The 17,171-nt window shown below is 42.7% G+C and carries 16 protein-coding genes; 1 reads left to right on the forward strand and 15 read right to left on the reverse strand.

The features are described from left to right. Positions 1 to 8 precede the first annotated feature (8 nt). The 5 genes from ACFQWC_RS09790 to ACFQWC_RS09810 all read right to left on the reverse strand — a co-directional run bounded on the left by ACFQWC_RS09790 (position 9) and on the right by ACFQWC_RS09810 (position 5,991). Entirely contained in the window at positions 9 to 1,331 is a 1,323-nt protein-coding gene (locus tag ACFQWC_RS09790) for a 2-hydroxycarboxylate transporter family protein (RefSeq protein ID WP_377107042.1), read from the reverse strand. A 29-nt stretch (positions 1,332 to 1,360) separates the two neighbouring features. After that, a complete protein-coding gene (locus ACFQWC_RS09795; protein WP_341357779.1) occupies positions 1,361 to 2,551 on the reverse strand; it encodes an NAD(P)-dependent malic enzyme in 1,191 nt (396 codons plus the stop codon). A 123-nt stretch (positions 2,552 to 2,674) separates the two neighbouring features. Next, entirely contained in the window at positions 2,675 to 3,382 is a 708-nt protein-coding gene (locus tag ACFQWC_RS09800; RefSeq protein ID WP_299740064.1) for a response regulator, read from the reverse strand. Next, positions 3,375 to 4,976 carry a DcuS/MalK family sensor histidine kinase gene (gene dcuS / locus ACFQWC_RS09805; RefSeq protein WP_341357778.1) on the reverse strand — a complete coding sequence of 534 codons (1,602 nt, stop codon included), beginning with the start codon at positions 4,974 to 4,976 and terminating at the stop codon, positions 3,375 to 3,377. The genes ACFQWC_RS09800 and dcuS overlap by 8 nt, the downstream gene beginning before the upstream one ends. A gap of 238 nt (positions 4,977 to 5,214) precedes the next feature. Further along, positions 5,215 to 5,991: an enoyl-CoA hydratase-related protein gene (locus ACFQWC_RS09810; protein WP_299740060.1), complete on the reverse strand. Its 777-nt coding sequence runs from the start codon at positions 5,989 to 5,991 to the stop codon at positions 5,215 to 5,217. A 151-nt stretch (positions 5,992 to 6,142) separates the two neighbouring features. Between ACFQWC_RS09810 and ACFQWC_RS09815 the strand changes: the two genes are divergently transcribed. Then, complete coding sequence (locus ACFQWC_RS09815) at positions 6,143 to 6,475, forward strand: hypothetical protein (protein ID WP_299740058.1); 333 nt, start codon at positions 6,143 to 6,145, stop codon at positions 6,473 to 6,475. A gap of 42 nt (positions 6,476 to 6,517) precedes the next feature. Here ACFQWC_RS09815 and ACFQWC_RS09820 read toward each other — a convergent pair whose 3' ends face one another. The 10 genes from ACFQWC_RS09820 to ACFQWC_RS09865 all read right to left on the reverse strand — a co-directional run bounded on the left by ACFQWC_RS09820 (position 6,518) and on the right by ACFQWC_RS09865 (position 17,166). Further along, entirely contained in the window at positions 6,518 to 8,074 is a 1,557-nt protein-coding gene (locus ACFQWC_RS09820; RefSeq protein WP_377107045.1) for a fatty acid--CoA ligase family protein, read from the reverse strand. 150 nt (positions 8,075 to 8,224) lie between these two features. Then, positions 8,225 to 10,627 carry a M14 family zinc carboxypeptidase gene (locus ACFQWC_RS09825; protein ID WP_299740054.1) on the reverse strand — a complete coding sequence of 801 codons (2,403 nt, stop codon included), beginning with the start codon at positions 10,625 to 10,627 and terminating at the stop codon, positions 8,225 to 8,227. 167 nt (positions 10,628 to 10,794) lie between these two features. Then, on the reverse strand, positions 10,795 to 12,075 hold the full coding sequence (locus ACFQWC_RS09830; protein ID WP_377107048.1) for a TRAP transporter large permease: 1,281 nt from the start codon (positions 12,073 to 12,075) through the stop codon (positions 10,795 to 10,797). Next, positions 12,076 to 12,549 carry a TRAP transporter small permease gene (locus ACFQWC_RS09835; protein ID WP_341357773.1) on the reverse strand — a complete coding sequence of 158 codons (474 nt, stop codon included), beginning with the start codon at positions 12,547 to 12,549 and terminating at the stop codon, positions 12,076 to 12,078. Positions 12,550 to 12,575: 26 nt separating this feature from the next. Next, complete coding sequence (locus ACFQWC_RS09840) at positions 12,576 to 13,601, reverse strand: TRAP transporter substrate-binding protein (protein ID WP_377107050.1); 1,026 nt, start codon at positions 13,599 to 13,601, stop codon at positions 12,576 to 12,578. Between the two features lie 65 nt (positions 13,602 to 13,666). Continuing rightward, entirely contained in the window at positions 13,667 to 14,206 is a 540-nt protein-coding gene (locus ACFQWC_RS09845; RefSeq protein WP_341357771.1) for an FAD synthetase family protein, read from the reverse strand. A 35-nt stretch (positions 14,207 to 14,241) separates the two neighbouring features. Then, on the reverse strand, positions 14,242 to 14,421 hold the full coding sequence (locus ACFQWC_RS09850) for a tautomerase family protein (RefSeq protein WP_341357770.1): 180 nt from the start codon (positions 14,419 to 14,421) through the stop codon (positions 14,242 to 14,244). 2 nt (positions 14,422 to 14,423) lie between these two features. After that, positions 14,424 to 15,224 (reverse strand): 2-keto-4-pentenoate hydratase, encoded by an 801-nt coding sequence (locus tag ACFQWC_RS09855; RefSeq protein ID WP_341357769.1) that lies wholly within the window; start codon positions 15,222 to 15,224, stop codon positions 14,424 to 14,426. 13 nt (positions 15,225 to 15,237) lie between these two features. Beyond that, the gene (gene dmpG, locus ACFQWC_RS09860; RefSeq protein ID WP_341357768.1) at positions 15,238 to 16,254 is read right to left on the reverse strand and encodes a 4-hydroxy-2-oxovalerate aldolase; all 1,017 of its coding nucleotides are present in this window, start codon (positions 16,252 to 16,254) and stop codon (positions 15,238 to 15,240) included. 36 nt (positions 16,255 to 16,290) lie between these two features. Then, complete coding sequence (locus ACFQWC_RS09865) at positions 16,291 to 17,166, reverse strand: acetaldehyde dehydrogenase (acetylating) (RefSeq protein ID WP_341357767.1); 876 nt, start codon at positions 17,164 to 17,166, stop codon at positions 16,291 to 16,293. Positions 17,167 to 17,171 lie beyond the last annotated feature (5 nt).

Raw genomic sequence — 17,171 nt, forward strand, 5'->3', positions numbered from 1 at the left:
TACCATATTTACAACAGCGGGATAATTAATCCGGCTAACAGCAGGATCAATGCGCCGCCTAATCGGGAAGAGATTTGAGCGAAAGGCATAAGCTCCATTCGTTTCGATGCTGACAACACAGCAACATCTCCCGTTCCCCCCATATTCGCCATGCATAGTCCCGCAGTGATCGCAGCTTCAATCGGGTAAAAGCCAACGACTTTGCCAAGGATCGCCGCACCGAGGATCGCTCCTAAAACGACTCCGAATACAGTCAAGATATATTGCAGCGTCAACGCAGCAAGAACGGTATCTAAGTCCGTGTACGCGACACCGATCCCAAATAATAAAGCGAACGTCCAGTTGCTGGCTACAAATTGATACCACTGACTGGCTCCCTCTACGACATTTTGAGGAATGATATTTGAAATCTTGGCCACAGCTACCAGAATGATCATGATCGCATAAGGGTGAAGGGGCAGAACAGATCCCAGCAATGTCCCCACCGTGAAGAATGTCAGGGCAGCGAGTAAGCCCACTCCCATCTTTTCAATATTATACTTCTGCTTTGTCTTCTCATAAGTGAAGCCTTTCATAAGCTGTCCGTTTCCACTTAGGGAAGGTACTTTCTTTCCGATAATATCAAGAACTGATGCTAAAATGATGGCAAATACATTCCCTAATGCCAGTGCAGGCACGAGCATGGAGATATAATAGCTTGGATCATTCCCCATCATTTCAGAATAGATTTGACTCATGGGAACAGCTCCAGCTCCCATTCCGCCACCCATGATCGGCATCGTAATGACGAGGATGGCTTCTTGAAGGGTAAATCCGACAAGAGATCCAAAGATTCCTGCTACTATCACGGCTCCGGCTACCGCTCCGAAAATCGGTAGGAAATAGCGCAGACCCACTTTAACCAAAACCTTTGAATTCATTCCTAAAATACTTCCCGTAATTAATGCAGCAATATAGAAATTCAAAAAACCGCCTGATTTCATAAAGTCAGTCATGGACGTGACGGTGGCTTCCGGAAGTAAACCTGCGTAAACCATAAAAGCAGATCCAAAGATCGCAATGATGGCACCTCCGCCAAGGAATGTTTTCACAATCGGCGTACGGTCTCCTACCCATCCGAATAATTCCCCAAGAACCATCATGACGAGAAGACTACCGACCATTCCCCCTGGAAGGTTCCCCGTATACAAGCTGGCCAACGTAATTCCCGTAAAGATCAGGAACCAAAGAATCGGCATATTGAAAATCTGAAGCGATCGATCTTTCGTAAGCGTCACATTCTCTTTTGTTTTCTCCTTCTTATATGAAAGTGTTGATGCTGCTTGTCCCATCTTGATCATCCCCTTTGTCATTATAAAAATTACGAAACTGAACTGTTTGCTTTGCTTTCCTTACATGCAATCTTTCGCACGGACTCCCCGACTTTTTCTGCCACACGGGAATCAAGCGCGTTCGGAATAATATATTGAGGGTTCAATTCAGAAGAGCTGATCACATCGGCTATGGCATAGGAAGCGGCCACTTTCATTTCCATTGTGATATCCTTTGCTTTCGCATCCAGCGCTCCTCTGAATATCCCAGGGAAAGCGAGAAGATTATTGACCTGGTTCGGATAATCCGATCTTCCCGTCCCTACTACCGCTGCGCCTGCTTCCAATGCTTCCTCCGGATAAATTTCAGGAATCGGATTGGCCATGGCAAACACAATCGGCTGCTCATTCATCGTTTTAATATACTCTTTCTTGAGGGCTCCAGGCCCGGATACACCGATAAATACATCGGCTCCTTTTATCGCATCCGATAATTCACCCCGCACCCCCAGCAGGTTCGTGCGTGTAGAAATTTTCGCCTGGGTAGCATTCATCCATTTCTCCCCCTTGCACAGTACACCTTCTAAACTTACGAGAGTAATATTTTCATAACCTGCGAATAAAAGGAGTTCGGCAATCGCGATTCCAGCTGCCCCCGCCCCATTGATGACAATTTTCACTTTCTTATATGATTTGTTTACGACCTTCAGCGCATTGACTAACGCGCCTAGGACGACTATGGCCGTACCATGCTGATCATCATGGAAAACGGGAATATCCAACTCTTTTTTTAACCGGTTTTCAATTTCAAAGCAGCGCGGCGCTGAAATATCCTCCAGATTGATCCCTCCAAAAGAAGGAGACAAGGCTTTAATAATCGTGACGATTTCATCTACATCCTTCGTATCCAAACTAAGGGGGAAGGCATCTATTCCGGCGAACTTCTTAAACAACATGCTTTTCCCTTCCATGACCGGGATCGCGGCTTCTGGACCGATATCACCAAGACCCAATACAGCTGTACCGTCTGTGATGATGGCCACCATGTTTCCTTTCGATGTCAGCGTATTGGCGTGCCTGGGATCCTCGGCTATCGTCTTACATACATCGGCGACACCCGGTGTATAGACAAGACTAAGATCTTCTTCAGATGAAATATCAATCTTACTCACCACTTCAATTTTCCCTGCATGAGATTCATGTATGGATAATGCTTCTTCCTTTAAATTCTTTCGAGTCATCCAATCGCTCCTAACGTAATCGCTTACAATGTATACCCATCATATGAAAACGCTTTACCTTTTCATAGATTATGAAACTATTGTTTGACTTTTAAAATTAAAAAAAGCAGCCGGATAGGCTGCTTACAAATAGCTTTGAATGCGTGAGCTATTCAGTTTGTTCCTTGTATATTGATAGACCGGCCTTCCGACACCATAGATCAGGGTCTCATCCACCACGCCGATACTTTTTAAAAACCTGAGGTACTTTCTGATCGACACCCGTGAAATGGACGTCACGTCTGCAATATCATCTGTTGAAAACGACTCTTCCTCGAAACTCACAATCTCGTCGTAGATAGACGATAATGTACTGCTCGTCAATCCTTTAGGGAGGGGTGCCTTCTCCCCGGCTTGCACATCCCTAAGTAAAAGTAAATCGAGTTCACTTTGATCGATGGTAGATTGCTTTTGAAGCATCCGATTACTCTCCCGATAAGTCGTCAATGCTTTTTTAAACCGTTCAAATTCAAAAGGCTTGATCAAATAATCCACTACCCCCATGCGAAGTGCGCTCTGGATATTATCGACTTCTGATGCGGCTGTGATGAGGATGACATCTGTCTCCCGCTGTTCCTTCCGTATTTGCTCTAACAAATCCATCCCGGTTTGTTTCCCAGGCATATAAACATCCAATAAAACCAGATCAATCTTATACTCACTTACTTTCGCCGAGGCATCTTCAATCGAATTAGAGATTCCTATTAAATGAAACCCTTTGATCTCTTCCAGATACTTTTGATTAAACCGTGCCACCATCGGATCATCTTCCACGATCAATACATTAATCAATCTTCTTCCCCTCCTTATATGAAGCTTGAACAATCATCGTCGTTCCCGAGCCTACCTTTGATTCGACGTGCAGGGTTCCATTCAATTTACGGAGACTTTCTTTCACTAAGAAGAGACCGTATCCTCTTCCTTCCCCTTTAGAAGAGTATCCTTTGATGAAGATATCCTCTGCTATTTCATCCGCCATTCCTTCTCCTGTATCCGTCACGACCATTTCAAATTGCTCGTCCTCATAGAATAGCTCCATCAGCACTTCCTTTTCATCACTATTTGTCGTTGCTTCAACACTATTATCCAATAGGTTTCCAATCACGGTAATCAGTTCATGTGTTACAGTAGGATCTTTGGGTTCCGGGATAAAGTCGTGGCATTCAATGGTCAATGCAACGTTCTTTTCCCTCGCATAGCTCAGTTTCCCCATGATAAAACCAGCCAAAGCAGGATCTTTCACTTTTGACGTCACCGTGCTCACTTCATCGACCCGTAGGGAAACAAGTTCTTTCACGTAGCGATTTAAATGATTGTAATCCTTCATCTTCACCAATCCCAGAATCACATGCATCTTATTCATAAATTCATGCGACTGGGCCCGGAGCGTTTCCGCATACGATTTGACACCCGTTAACTGCTCAGCCAATTGATTCACTTCCGTTTTATCACGGAAGGTGGATATCGCCCCGACTACTTCATCATTGACGATTAACGGAACACGGTTTACCAGGATAGATACCCCATTGATCGTTTGCTCCTCGTCAAGCTCAGGTTTCCCCGTAGCGATGACTCTTTCCAACCGGGTGTGTGGCATGTATTCTTTGATGGGCATTCCAATCGGATCCGAGCTTAGTCCCGCTTTATTAAATATTTTCAGGGCAGACTTATTCACTAATGAGATGGTCGTATCTTTATTGACAGCCACCACCCCCTCATGAACCGACTGGAGCATCGTATTTCGCTCTTCCAATATTTTCGCAATCGTAATCGGCTCCAACCCAAACAACATATTCTTTATGTACCTGGCTATAATAATGGCCCCAATGACTCCAACAATAATCCCGATCATAGATCCCACTAAAATATTCCAATGACTCTGGTCCAATGCTTCCTCCACGCTACCCAGGGAAATCCCTACTGCGACAGCCCCTATCTGTTGATTTTCATTATTAAAGACAGGAGAAAATGCCCTGACGGATTTGCCCAAAGTCCCTTCTGAAATAGACAATGTTTCCTTCCCTTGGAGTACATCTTTCTCATCCCCGCCGACAAAATGCTTGCCGATACGATCAGGATCAGGGTGAGACTTACGTATCCCTTCCATATCCATGACCACTACAAACAGAACCTCTGCTGATTTCTGGATATCAAGGGTGTACTCCTGAATCCGATCTGCATTCCCTTCCCCCTCTAAACCGCTCTTCACAATCGTGGAATGAGCGACCGTCCGGGAAACGATTTTCGCCTTTTCTTCAATATTAGACTCAATGTTGTCATTAATCGTCCTGGAAATAAGCAAGTCGGTTATTACAAGTGATACCAGGACAACGATGCATACGAAGAGAATGATGATGGTACTTAGTTTAAGCTGTTTCTTTTTCACAGGAGTCACTCCAGTGTTTTTTAGTATGATTCTTTATTTTACATGATTTTTGGTGTTTAAAAAGGGCCATGTGAAAAAGAGGCTCCAAAGTTGGAACCTCTTGATTAAATGAAGATTTTCATTTGTTTGTAATACCGTTTTTTCAAGTTGCGTACTATGTTTTGCTTTCTGGTTTTACCCTTCAAGCACCGAAAACAAAAAGAACCCCCAAAAAAGAGTTCTTTTCAGCCACTCTGTATCACTTCCCCTTAAACTCCGGCTTCCGCTTCTGACTAAACGCCAACAAAGCCTCCACCCGGTCTTCCGTAGGAATGGTAATCTCATATGCTTTTCTCTCAATCTGTAATCCGGTCTGCAGGTCTACGTTCATACCATTCTTTACGGCAAACTTAGCCTGCTGCAGGGCAATCGGGCCATTAGCCAGCATGGGTTCCACGAATGCATGGACTTCACCCAAGAAGTTCTCTTTTTCTACTACTCTTGTGACCAGTCCGATGTCCAATGCTTCTTCTGACGTTAATCGTTTAGCCGTCAGAATTAGTTCCAGCGCTTTTGATTCCCCTACTAATCGTGGCAGACGCTGGGTTCCCCCTGCTCCCGGGATGATGGCCAGGCTCGTTTCGGTCAGTCCCATTGTCGTGCCTGCTACTGCGATTCTGAAGTCACAGGCGAGGGCAAGTTCCATTCCTCCGCCGAATGCGTAGCCATTCATAGCGGCGATGGTCGGTTGTGGGAGGGTAGCGACGGATTGAAAGACTTCGCCTATTTTGTAGACGTTGCGGATGACTTGCTGTTCAGTCAGAGTCTTGCGCTCTTTTAAATCGGCTCCAACCGAGAAGGCTTTTTCTCCACTTCCTGTGAAGATGACGACTCTGACGTCCGGGTTGATGCGGAGTGCTTCGACTACCTGCTGGAGTTCGTTCAGCGTATCGTAATTAAAGGCGTTCATTGCCTCAGATCGGTTGATGGTTACAGTGGCGACATTGCCCTTTTGTTCTAGTAAGATTGATTCCATGTTTGTTCTCCCCTTTTTTTAACTGATTCCTCCCTATGTATGATTCGACACAAACCGAGAAAACCCTTTCATTTTTTAACGAGGTTGAACATATCTTGGTTGGGTGCATAGACTAAATGTGACATATACCCATAAAGGAGCTGTATTTCTTTTGTATAATCCTTCAAATCAAAACCCTTACCTTCAGCATCAACAGGTGAATCCCTATTCAAACCAATATGCAAACGATATTGCCTGGCTGCACCACTACTACCGTGAAACCCAAAGCCTTCCCGATCAATGGGTTGAGTATATTCAACCACTTGTAACCCGAGCCCTGTCTGAAGTGGAAGAAGGCATCAACCTTACCCACCTCTTCCAGGAGTTCATCCTGTCAGGTGTACTGGTCGGGCAGGGATTCACACCCGAGCAGGCGATCGAACAGGTTGAAACGTGGGAAAAAGGTGAATCGAAGCTCTTACAGGCTAGTAAGGCGATGAAATAACGTAAAAAAGATGCTCAGTGATCCACTGAACATCTTCTTTTTTTATGATTGAAGCACTTGTTCTTTCAGCGCTCTTCTTAAAATTTTCCCTGTTGTATTCTTCGGCAGCTCATCAATGAACTCGATCGATGCTGGCAGCTTGTACTTGGCAAGATGCTCTTTACAATACTTAAGTACGTCCTGTTCCGTTAAGGATGGTTCACTTTTCACAACATAGCTGCTGACGACTTCACCCAGTTCCGGATGTGGGACACCGATGACCGCTGCTTCCACGATTCCAGGATGATTGTATAGCACTTCTTCGACCTCGCGTGGGTAGACATTGTACCCCCCGACGATGATCAGTTCTTTCTTTCGGTCCACAATATAGAAGTAGCCTTCTTCATCCATCCGGGCAAGGTCACCTGTGTATAACCAGCCATCTCGGATCGTTGCCGCTGTTTCTTCTTCCATTTTGTAATAGCCCTTCATGACATTCGGGCCTTTGACGATCAGTTCGCCCACTTGTCCGACTGGTACTTCTTCACCCAGTTCATCGACGACTTTATTCTCCAGGTTCATGATTGAAGTTCCGATGGATCCTGGTTTTCTCGGTCGATCCAGCGGGTTGAAACATGTCACAGGAGACGCTTCGGATAGGCCATAGCCTTCAGAAATCATGACGTTGAATTTCTTTTCAAAGTTTTTTAGTAAGGCCACCGGCAGGGAAGCTCCGCCTGAAATGCAGAGACGGAGAGATGATAGATCTTCCGGATTTCCTTCAGGATACTGGAACAGGAAGTTGTACATGGTTGGTACGCCGGCAAATACGGTTGGCTGATAGGCCCTCGACAGTTCAAAAATGGCTTTTGGACTGAAGCGTGGAACGATTAAAAGGGTCGCCCCTGTCATCAATGGCGCATTCAGGACCACTGTCAGACAGAAGACGTGAAACATAGGCAGAGCTGTAATGACGGTGTCGTCTTCATTCATTCGTAAATAGCTGCCGACATCGGTTGCATTGGAATAAATATTTTTGTGTGTCAGCATTGCGCCTTTCGGTTTCCCCGTCGTTCCCGAGGTGTAAAGGATGATGGCTACTTCATTTTCATCCACTTCCTCCCCCTTAAACGCAGGATCGCCCTTCCCAAGAACGCTTGTAAACGATTTCATTTTAGGGTATGCAAGCGAGATTTTCTCTAAATCAATGTCCTTTGCCCGTTCATCCCCTGATTCACACAGGATAAATTGCTCGACATCGGATAATAGATGCTGCATCTTTTCGATTAATGGGAATAGCAAATCAAGAGTGACAATGGCTTTCACGTCACCATTTTTCAGAATGTAGCCAATTTCATCCGGTGTGTAGATCGGATTGATTGGTATAACCTTTAACCCCATTCGTAATGCCCCATATAATCCAATGACGAAATGTGGTGAATTCCCTAATACAAGCGCGATGTGATCCCCTTTTTTCAGACCCGATTGCTCTAGGCCACTTGCAAATTTCGATACAGCTGCATTTAATTCCCCGTATGTACTAGAGGTATTTAAGAAATGATAGGCTGTTTTATCTGCTTTCTCTTGAGCGATTTGGTCTAACCGTGTTGCGATATTCAATTGTATCCCTCCCCTTTTCAGTTAAACTGAATGAATGGTCATTCATCAAACTATTAAAAGTATTCAAAATATATTCTATATAAAGAATAGTATTAATACAAGTATGATGATGAAAAAAAGCCGCCCAATTTGGACGACTCTTCCATTTTCTTATTGTGCAAAAATCGCATTTGAAACGAGTCTGAACAGATAATCCGTATGATCACGGAAAGTTGGTTCGAGTCCGATCAATAATACATTTTCATCCTTCACGATAACAGGCTTTCCTTGAGCTGCTTCACTGTCTTTCCAGTGTCCGGCCAGGAAGAAGTCACTGCTGTTTTGATAGCTTGATAGAATTTCTGCATTACCTGTGTTCGTGTACCATGTTGGTTGATAAACAAATCCAATGTCTGCTGTTTCGTAACCAGCTGTGTAAGTAGAATCCGTGTGTGATAATTGGACGATTCCGTTGCTGTTGGAGCCGCCTGTTTCCACTTTCACATCACTTATTCCAAGCTTTGTCGTGGCTTGAGATGCACCTGCACCGACGGCAAGATATTGTCCACCATCCGCTACAAAACCTTCCACATTCGCTTTGAATGCTTCGTATTGTGCTGCATCCTTCAATCCGAATTCCGAATTGGCCACACTATTTTGATAGGAAATGAGGTTCGATCTCCCGTTATAAATAAACACATCTGTTGAACCCAGACCCTCTTCTGCTACCTGTCCGGGAGTCTTTTCTTCCACCGCGAAGCCAAGACGCTCCAGGGCAAGCTTCGTTCCAGAGTGGGATTGAGCTTTGTTCATTCCTCCATCTTTCAAGAGGGTTACATGCCGGGACGTCATTTCTTTCGCTCCTACAGGAACAGATTGGGAAGAAATCGTGACAGCAGAATTTTTCACAAGGTCGGAAAGTTTTGCTTTTGCATCGGCACCTGCATACATTGTTCCATCTTCACCTCTGTGAAGAGTGTGTCCGCTATTTAATAATTGATTGGCAATCGCTATCGATTCCACGGAGGTATTCGGGATCGCATATGGTCCGTCCCCAATGACGTCTCCACTTTCATTAAGTGCTCTTACTTGTTTCGATTTAACATTCAGTTCAGTGTCACTGCTTACTTCCACTGCATCGAAGCCCCATAATTCCGGCAGATTCCAGGCAGAGATATCATACATACTCGGTGTATCTTCAGTGATGTCTTCCCCGTCCCAAAGCATGGTGTTCGCGAGGCCGGCTTTTGCTTGCTCCATCGGTACGATATACGTTCCTTTCGGATATGTCACGCCATCAAACGTGAAATCCTTCTGAGCTTCTTCTACGACAATATCATTATCTTGAAGATGAAGGACGGCTTTCAAAGTAGCCGTTTGATCCTGTTCATCATTCGGCAGAATATAAGCAGATGGGAAATGGCCTTCCGTATGGAACGGATGGTCGAACTGGACACCACGTTTAAAGACTTCGATCTGATCTTTTACCATATCCACTTTGTTCTCGCTCGCATAGCCCAGTGCACCCATCACGGCATCATAGGTCCATTGAACCCCGTCCCAATCATTGGTCGGCGCTTCAAGTGTATACCCATATGCCCCGTGGTACATGGCATACATTGGAGTGAAGATCGGCGGATAATCATCCCATCCGGCAGAATCATCACGTTGCGGGATATAAGTCCCTTCCATATTCTGATAATCTACTTTTGACGATTCCGTATGAGTATTTTCATAGTTTTCTTTATTCGAAACGATATTGGATTCCATCGCCTCTGCTTGATTCATTGCCCACTTCGAATACAGATCATATTCATAGTTTGGATTATGAGGAGGCGTACAAGGCTCAATCAAACCTGGCTTTGTCGGGCCGCCATATCCTCTCACATATCCATGGAGATCAAGGAATACCATTGGATTCCATTCTGTGATCAGGTCTACCATATGCTCTGTTTCAGGCTGGGATTGAGTGATAAAATCACGGTTGAGGTCAATTCCATTTCCGTTGAAACGCGTAGCATCAATACGCCCATCCGGGTTCGCTACCACATTGAAAATCAGGATATGATCTTCGAGAATCCCTTTCGTTTGTTCGTCATTATCCGAGGCAAAGCGCTCGATTAATTGCAAAGCTGCGTCTGTTCCAACAAATTCTGTTCCGTGAATCGATGCATTGATCATCACCGGAACCTTTAGATCAGGGTGCTTATCGATAAAGTCCTGTGCTTTATCAGGCGACTGGATCATTTTCTTACGCAGACCTTTATAGTAACCATACTTCCCTTTCGCTTTCGCATCCGAAACGGTCACTACATACATATCATGACCTGCTGCTGATTTTGTTTCGCTCTTCTCGACAGTTACACGATTGCTTTCCTGTGCGATCGCATCAAGCTTCCCTTCAATCTCAGAGTACTTCACAAAGTCATAGTGCTCGCTATTAAACAAGCTTTTATCTTTCTCATCGAGTTGAGTACTTTGAATCGTCGTTTGTGGAGATTCTGCTAAAACGTTGAATGGTGCGGTGGATAGTAGAGTAAAACTGGCAATTCCTGCAATAATCTTTTGCTTCATTTATGTACCTCCAAATTCTGTAATAGTATAATGATAGAATAAATATTCATAACGGTACATAAATATTTAGTCCTATATTTTGATTGGTAGGATTTTCCTACAAAACCAAACAGGGCAGCGATCTTTTAGAGAAAGCTGCCCTTCAATTCAAATTTATTCATAATTACCTATAGCCCAAGTTTATTCGGAATCCACATCACTGCCCCTTCCCAGTAGGTGATGATAAATAAAATGAAGATTCCCATCATGAGAAATGGCATGGTTGCCTTAACCAGTCTTTCAAATTTCACATCTGCAATCGAGGAAACAATGAATAAACCGGTCCCAACAGGTGGTGTGAGAAGGCCTATAGTCAGGTTGATACATATGATAACGCCAAAATGAATCGGGTCGATTTCAAATGCAGTGATCAGCGGCATAAAGACTGGGACTAATATGATTAAAGCCGCAATTCCATCCAGTACCGCGCCTAGTAATAGCAATAGTATATTCACCAATAACAGGAATACAAATGGGTTATCAGACAAGGATGTCATTTGCGTTACGATCGCTTGAGGGATTTGTTCAAATGCTACCATCCAGCCAAAGATATTGGCCATTGCAATTAAAAAAGTAACCGTCGCTGTTGCCGTCACCGTATTCACTAAAATACCAGGGATTTTTCTCCACTTTAATTCCCTGTAGAATAACATTCCCACAATAAAGGCTACCAGAGAGGCGATAGCAGCAGACTCCGTAGCTGTGAATGCTCCACTTAATATACCAAATATAATAATAAACGGAACAAGTAATGCCGGGAGTACACTGAAAGAACTCGTCATAATTTCTTTAGCAGAAGCTCTTTTCGACTTCTTAAAATTATATTTATATCCAAGGAAGGCAATCAAGCTGATAAAACCGATTCCATACATGATACCTGGAATGATTCCCGCCATGAACAAACCACCAATCGAAGTACCAGATAGAGTTCCATAGATGATAAAGATCATGCTGGGCGGAATGATGGGGGCTACTATAGAAGAGGCTAATGTTAATGCTGACGAAAACTCTCTATCATAACCTTCTTTTTCCATTTCGGGAACCATGACTTTACTCATCATGGCAGCCTGAGCATTAGCTGATCCCAGTATGGAAGCTAAAAACATGTTAGCAATAATCGTGACATACGCGAGACCACCCCTGACATGACCGATTAAGACTCTTGCAAACTTTACTAATCTTGTGGTGATACCACCACCATTCATTAACTCTCCAGCCAGCATAAATAAAGGAATAGCCAATAAACCGAAATTATCCAATCCTGAGTAAAGCCTCATGGGAGTAGAGGACAAAAGTGTTACGTTTCCTACTACTAGGAAATAGAGTACGGTTGTGATTCCCAATACAAGGGAGATAGGTACAGACATAAAGAGGAGGATAAAGAAACAAAAGACCACTAATATTGTCAATTACTTACCCTCCCTTACCAAATCAAAGAGGTTAGATAATACATGGATACCTGCAAATGAAAGACCCAATGGCACTGCAGAATAAGGAATCCACATTGGTATTAACATGGCTGTGGATTTTTGATAGGCAACACTAGGTGATAAAATCCAACTAGTGCTGTAATAGATTAAGAGAACGAGAAAAACGAGCATTATCATATGCCCTAAAATAAGAATGATCCTTTTAACTTTTGAAGAGACATATTCTAATACGATTGTGACGGAGGCTTGGGACTTATACTTCAGCCCCAAGCTCCCTCCTATAAAACTAATCCAAATTAGGAGAAATATAGAAACTTCTCCTGCCCATGATAATGGGGAATTAAGGATATAACGAAAACCGACTGCTAACGTTACGATAACGGCCATCGAAAACATCAGGATCATTGATAGTATCTTTTCTATAGAAGAAATGCCGTTACTTATCGCTCTCATGATTTTTACCCCCTATTGCTAATCTATTATTTACGGAAGGTATCAATAAACTCTTGAATAAGTGGATCTGTCGGACCATATTTCTCATCATACTGTTTCATCTGTTCTTTAAATACTTTAGAATCAAGCTCGTAGATTTTCATACCTTCATCTTTTAGAGTCTGTTTAAATTCTTCCTCTTGTCCAGCTCTTGTAGTGGCTGCGAAATCTGCGGCTGCCGCCATGGATTCACGGACAATTTTCTGGTCTTCTTCAGACAGTCCTTCGAATGTTCCTTTATTCATCATCGCCACCGCAGGCCAAACCATGTGATTAGTCACCGCTCCATATTTAACTACTTCATGATATTTATTGGTGATGGCTGCATCCAAATCCATGTCCATTCCATCAATTACACCTGTTTGAACGGCTGAATATACTTCCGGTAATGGAAGCCCCTCGGTAGAAGCGCCAGAGAAATGATAGAAATCCTGCATCGGTGGACTAGGTGTAACACGCAGTTTTAACCCCTTCATATCTGATGGGTCCTTCACTTCTTTATCTTTAAACAACATCACACGTTGTCCGGCGAATAAATAGTCCAGGCCGACTAAACCTTGCTTATCGATCGTATTGAGAATTTTCTTTGCTACCTCTGAATCTCTTGCTTCATTTGCCGCATTTAAATCTTCAAACGCATAAGGAGTAAACCACGCAGCAAATGAAGGTTCTCTTGAGCTCATATATGCAGCTGTTATCAGACCAAAATCGACTGAGCCAGCAGCGATTTGTTCTACCATATCTGCTTCCGTTCCCAACTGACTTGATGGATAAATTTCTACTTTCATACGACCTTCTGATCTCTTTTCGAGCTCTTCTTTAAATTTTTCTGCCCCTTTATGCCACATATGACTCGGTGGTGTAATATGAGCTAATTTAAAGGTATAAGTTTTGCCCTTATTATCTTCAGATCCACTGCTTTTTTCTGATTCTCCGGAACCGCAAGCACTCAATACACCTAATACAAGAAGAAGACTCAACAAGTTTAATCCCCATTTTCTCAAACTTTTCACGTTCATTTCCCCCTCATTCATTATTAAAGCGTTTTCAAATATTGAAAATTCAATGAATGCTTTCTCTAACGTTGCAGATGTACACCTAACAGATTACTAGCTTCAAAATTTTCCCCTTGCTCGATAAGCTTTCTTATTCTTGTTGAGGAAATTACTGTTCCTTTCTCGCAACAAACAGGATTCAACATGCTCACCTTAAAAAATTGTCTGAGCGTTTTCACATTACCTTCCCTGCCATTACCAAATCTAAAATCGTTCCCAACAAATATTTCTTCCGGGTGGAAACTCATTAGAGTATTTATAAATTGGGAAGAAGATTGTTTAAGATACTCTTTATTGAAACTGGCTATAACGGCATAATCAACACCCAGGGACTCTATACGTTCCAACTTCTCATCTAGGGTGGTAAGCATTTTAGCTCCTTTGAAATAAGTACGAGGTGGTGGATCAAACGTATACACTACGCTTGGAATACTTCTTTTTCTGCTTTCATGTACGACATGAGTAATCACAGATTGATGTCCTTTGTGTACACCGTCAAATGCCCCAATTGTTATAATGGACTGAGGCAATGTTAATGACTGACCATGAAGTGTTTGCACCATAAGCACCTCCAACAAATAAAAACCTTAAATACTTACTATTCTTTCAACGTTCCACCAACAGACCAATTTCCATTTGGAACTTCATTTATTAAAATTCTTACTTGTTCTGGTTTTGTTTGTAAACATTCACAAATTGAAAGAGTAAGAGATTTTACAAGCTCTTCTTTTACTTCGGGACTCCTGCCTTCGAGAATATGAAGATGAGCAATCGGCACCTTTATACATCCTTCCCATTACACGCATTAAAACCAATGAATCCAAGTGGGCCAAAATCAACCTTTAAAGAGTCACCATCATAAATATTAATTGCTTCGGTTATTCCTCCCGTTAAAATAACCATCCCTGCTTCGATTCCAAGGCCATCTCGATCCAACATTTTGGCTAATTCAATAATGGATTTGACGGGGTGGCCTAAAACAGCAGAACCCAGACCAGATTGGACTTTTTCTCCATTTCTAAACATGGAAACTTCCAGATTTCCAAGTGAATGGTTCAAAGGGGAATATGCTTGATCACTCAGTATAAAACGAGAAGAAGAGGCATTATCTGCCACAACATCCACTAAAGTGAAAGAGAAATTTTTATACCGGCTATCAATAACCTCAACTGCAGGCATGATAAATTCTGTAGCACTCCAAACATCACGAGGTGTTAAGTGGCTTCCCTTTAAAGCTTTCTTCATTACAAATGCAATTTCTGGTTCTACTCTGGGATGGATCAATCCTTGAAGAGAGAGAGAATCTTGATTGATCTCCATTGATTGAGTTAGTCTCCCATAAATTGGTTCATTCACACCAACCGATTGTTGTTTAGCGATACTCGTTAACCCCATTTTCCATCCAATTTTATGATCTCCCCTTTGAAGGGCACATTGTTCCCATAATTTCTGAATTTCATAGGATTCTTCAACCGTTAAGTTGGGATAAGCCAGTGTAATCTTATCCATTTCAATTCCTTTTACCTGATGAAAATCAATGGTTTTCGCTAATTCTATTAAGTTCTGTGTTTTAGTCTCCATTTTTGGCTCCTTTCTACCTTACAGTAGCTTTCTTTGATAATTCGCTGGCGACGTCGACAATCATATCTTCTTGTCCCCCTACGACACCCCTTCTGCCTAATTCCACTAAAATATCTCTTGGATCAACATTGAATTTCCTGGCCGCTTTTTGTGCATGAAGTAAGAAGCTAGAATAGACACCTGCATAACCCAGAATTAAACTCCCTTTTGTAATTTCTTGTGGTTTTTCTAAAATCGGTGCAACAATATCCTCTGCCAGATCCATCATTTTATAATGATCGATCCCAGTCTCAATGTTCATGCGAGCCAGTATCGAGATCAAGACTTCTGTTTGTGTATTTCCAGCACCTGCACCTAAACACCGGACACTCCCATCGACCCAGGTTGCTCCTTCTTCTATCGCTGCAAGAGTATTGGCCATTGCCAGTGAAAGATTGTTATGGGCATGAAATCCAATATTTGCATGGATGCTTTGCTTTAATACTTTCACTCTTTCCCTTACTTCATGAGGAAGCATGGCCCCTGCAGAATCTACAATATAAATGGTATCCGCTCCATAGCTTTCCATTAATTTCGCCTGCTGTATCAATTTGTCCATGGGTGCCATGTGAGCCATCATCAAGAAACCGACCGTTTCCATACCCAATTCTTTCGCCGTTTGGATATGTTGCTTTGATACATCAGCTTCTGTCACATGAGTAGCAATACGAGCGAGCCTAGCACCTGCTTGCTCTGCCTTTTTCAATTCTTTAACCGTTCCTATTCCAGGTAAGAGCAGAATCCCTATCTTTGCTTGTCTGCATACCGAGACAGCAGCTGAAATCAAATCAAATTCATTTGTTTTTGAAAGCCCGTATTGCAGGGAGGAACCCCCTAATCCATCTCCATGGGAGACTTCAATGTAAGGAATATTTGCTTCATCTAAGGCTTTTGCTACATTTATTACTTGATCCACTGTATAGCTGTGACCGATAGCATGACTTCCGTCTCTTAAAGCTACCTCTGTCACAGTAATATCCCGATTTGTCACACTCATTCTCCTTTCTCATTTACTCGAGGTGAAGTATTATGCCCGCTGAGTCATTACATATTTAGCTAGTTCTTCCCCTACTTTCACTGCAGATGAAGTCATGATATCCAGGTTTCCGGCATAACTCGGTAAGTAGTCACCAGAGCCCTCCACTTCAAGGAAAACCGTCACTTTATTGTCTTCAAAAATAGGATCGGTTCGAAGGCGATATCCAGGAACATATTCACTCACTCTATTTACCATGTTTTTGATAGATTGAGTAATCTCTTTTTGATTCACATTTCCTTTCACTAAACAATAAACCGTGTCCCTCATTAAGATTGGAGGTTCAGCTGGATTAAGAATGATAATCGCTTTTCCATTTTCAGCTCCTCCAATCACTTCAAGACCTTTGGCTGTTGTTACTGTAAATTCATCAATATTAGCTCTTGTGCCCGGACCGGCACTTCTACTGGAAATGGTGGCAACAATTTCTGCATACTCCACTTCAGCTACTGAATTTATACTGTGCACGATCGGAATGGTCGCTTGCCCTCCACAAGTGATCATATTTACATTTTGTTCATGTAGATACTCGTGTAAGTTTACAGGTGGAACAACAAAGGGGCCGATGGCAGCAGGTGTAAGATCAATCACTTTCTTACCGAGATTTTTTAATACTTCAGCATGATGACGATGGGCTTTTGCAGATGTTGCATCAAATAAAACATCTGCCAATTCATGTTTTTCTAAGAACCCATCCAACCCATTTGAAAATGTTGAAAGACCATGTTCCTGTGCCATTCTTAATCCTTCTGAATTTGAGTCAATACCAATCATTGCCGTTAATTCCAATACATCTGAACGAAGCAATTTCTTCATTAAATCTGTACCTATATTCCCAGACCCGATTATGGCAACTTTCGTTTTCATTTCTT

It is taken from the genome of Rossellomorea sp. GCM10028870, from assembly GCF_042666755.1.
Classification (GTDB): domain Bacteria; phylum Bacillota; class Bacilli; order Bacillales; family Bacillaceae_B; genus Rossellomorea.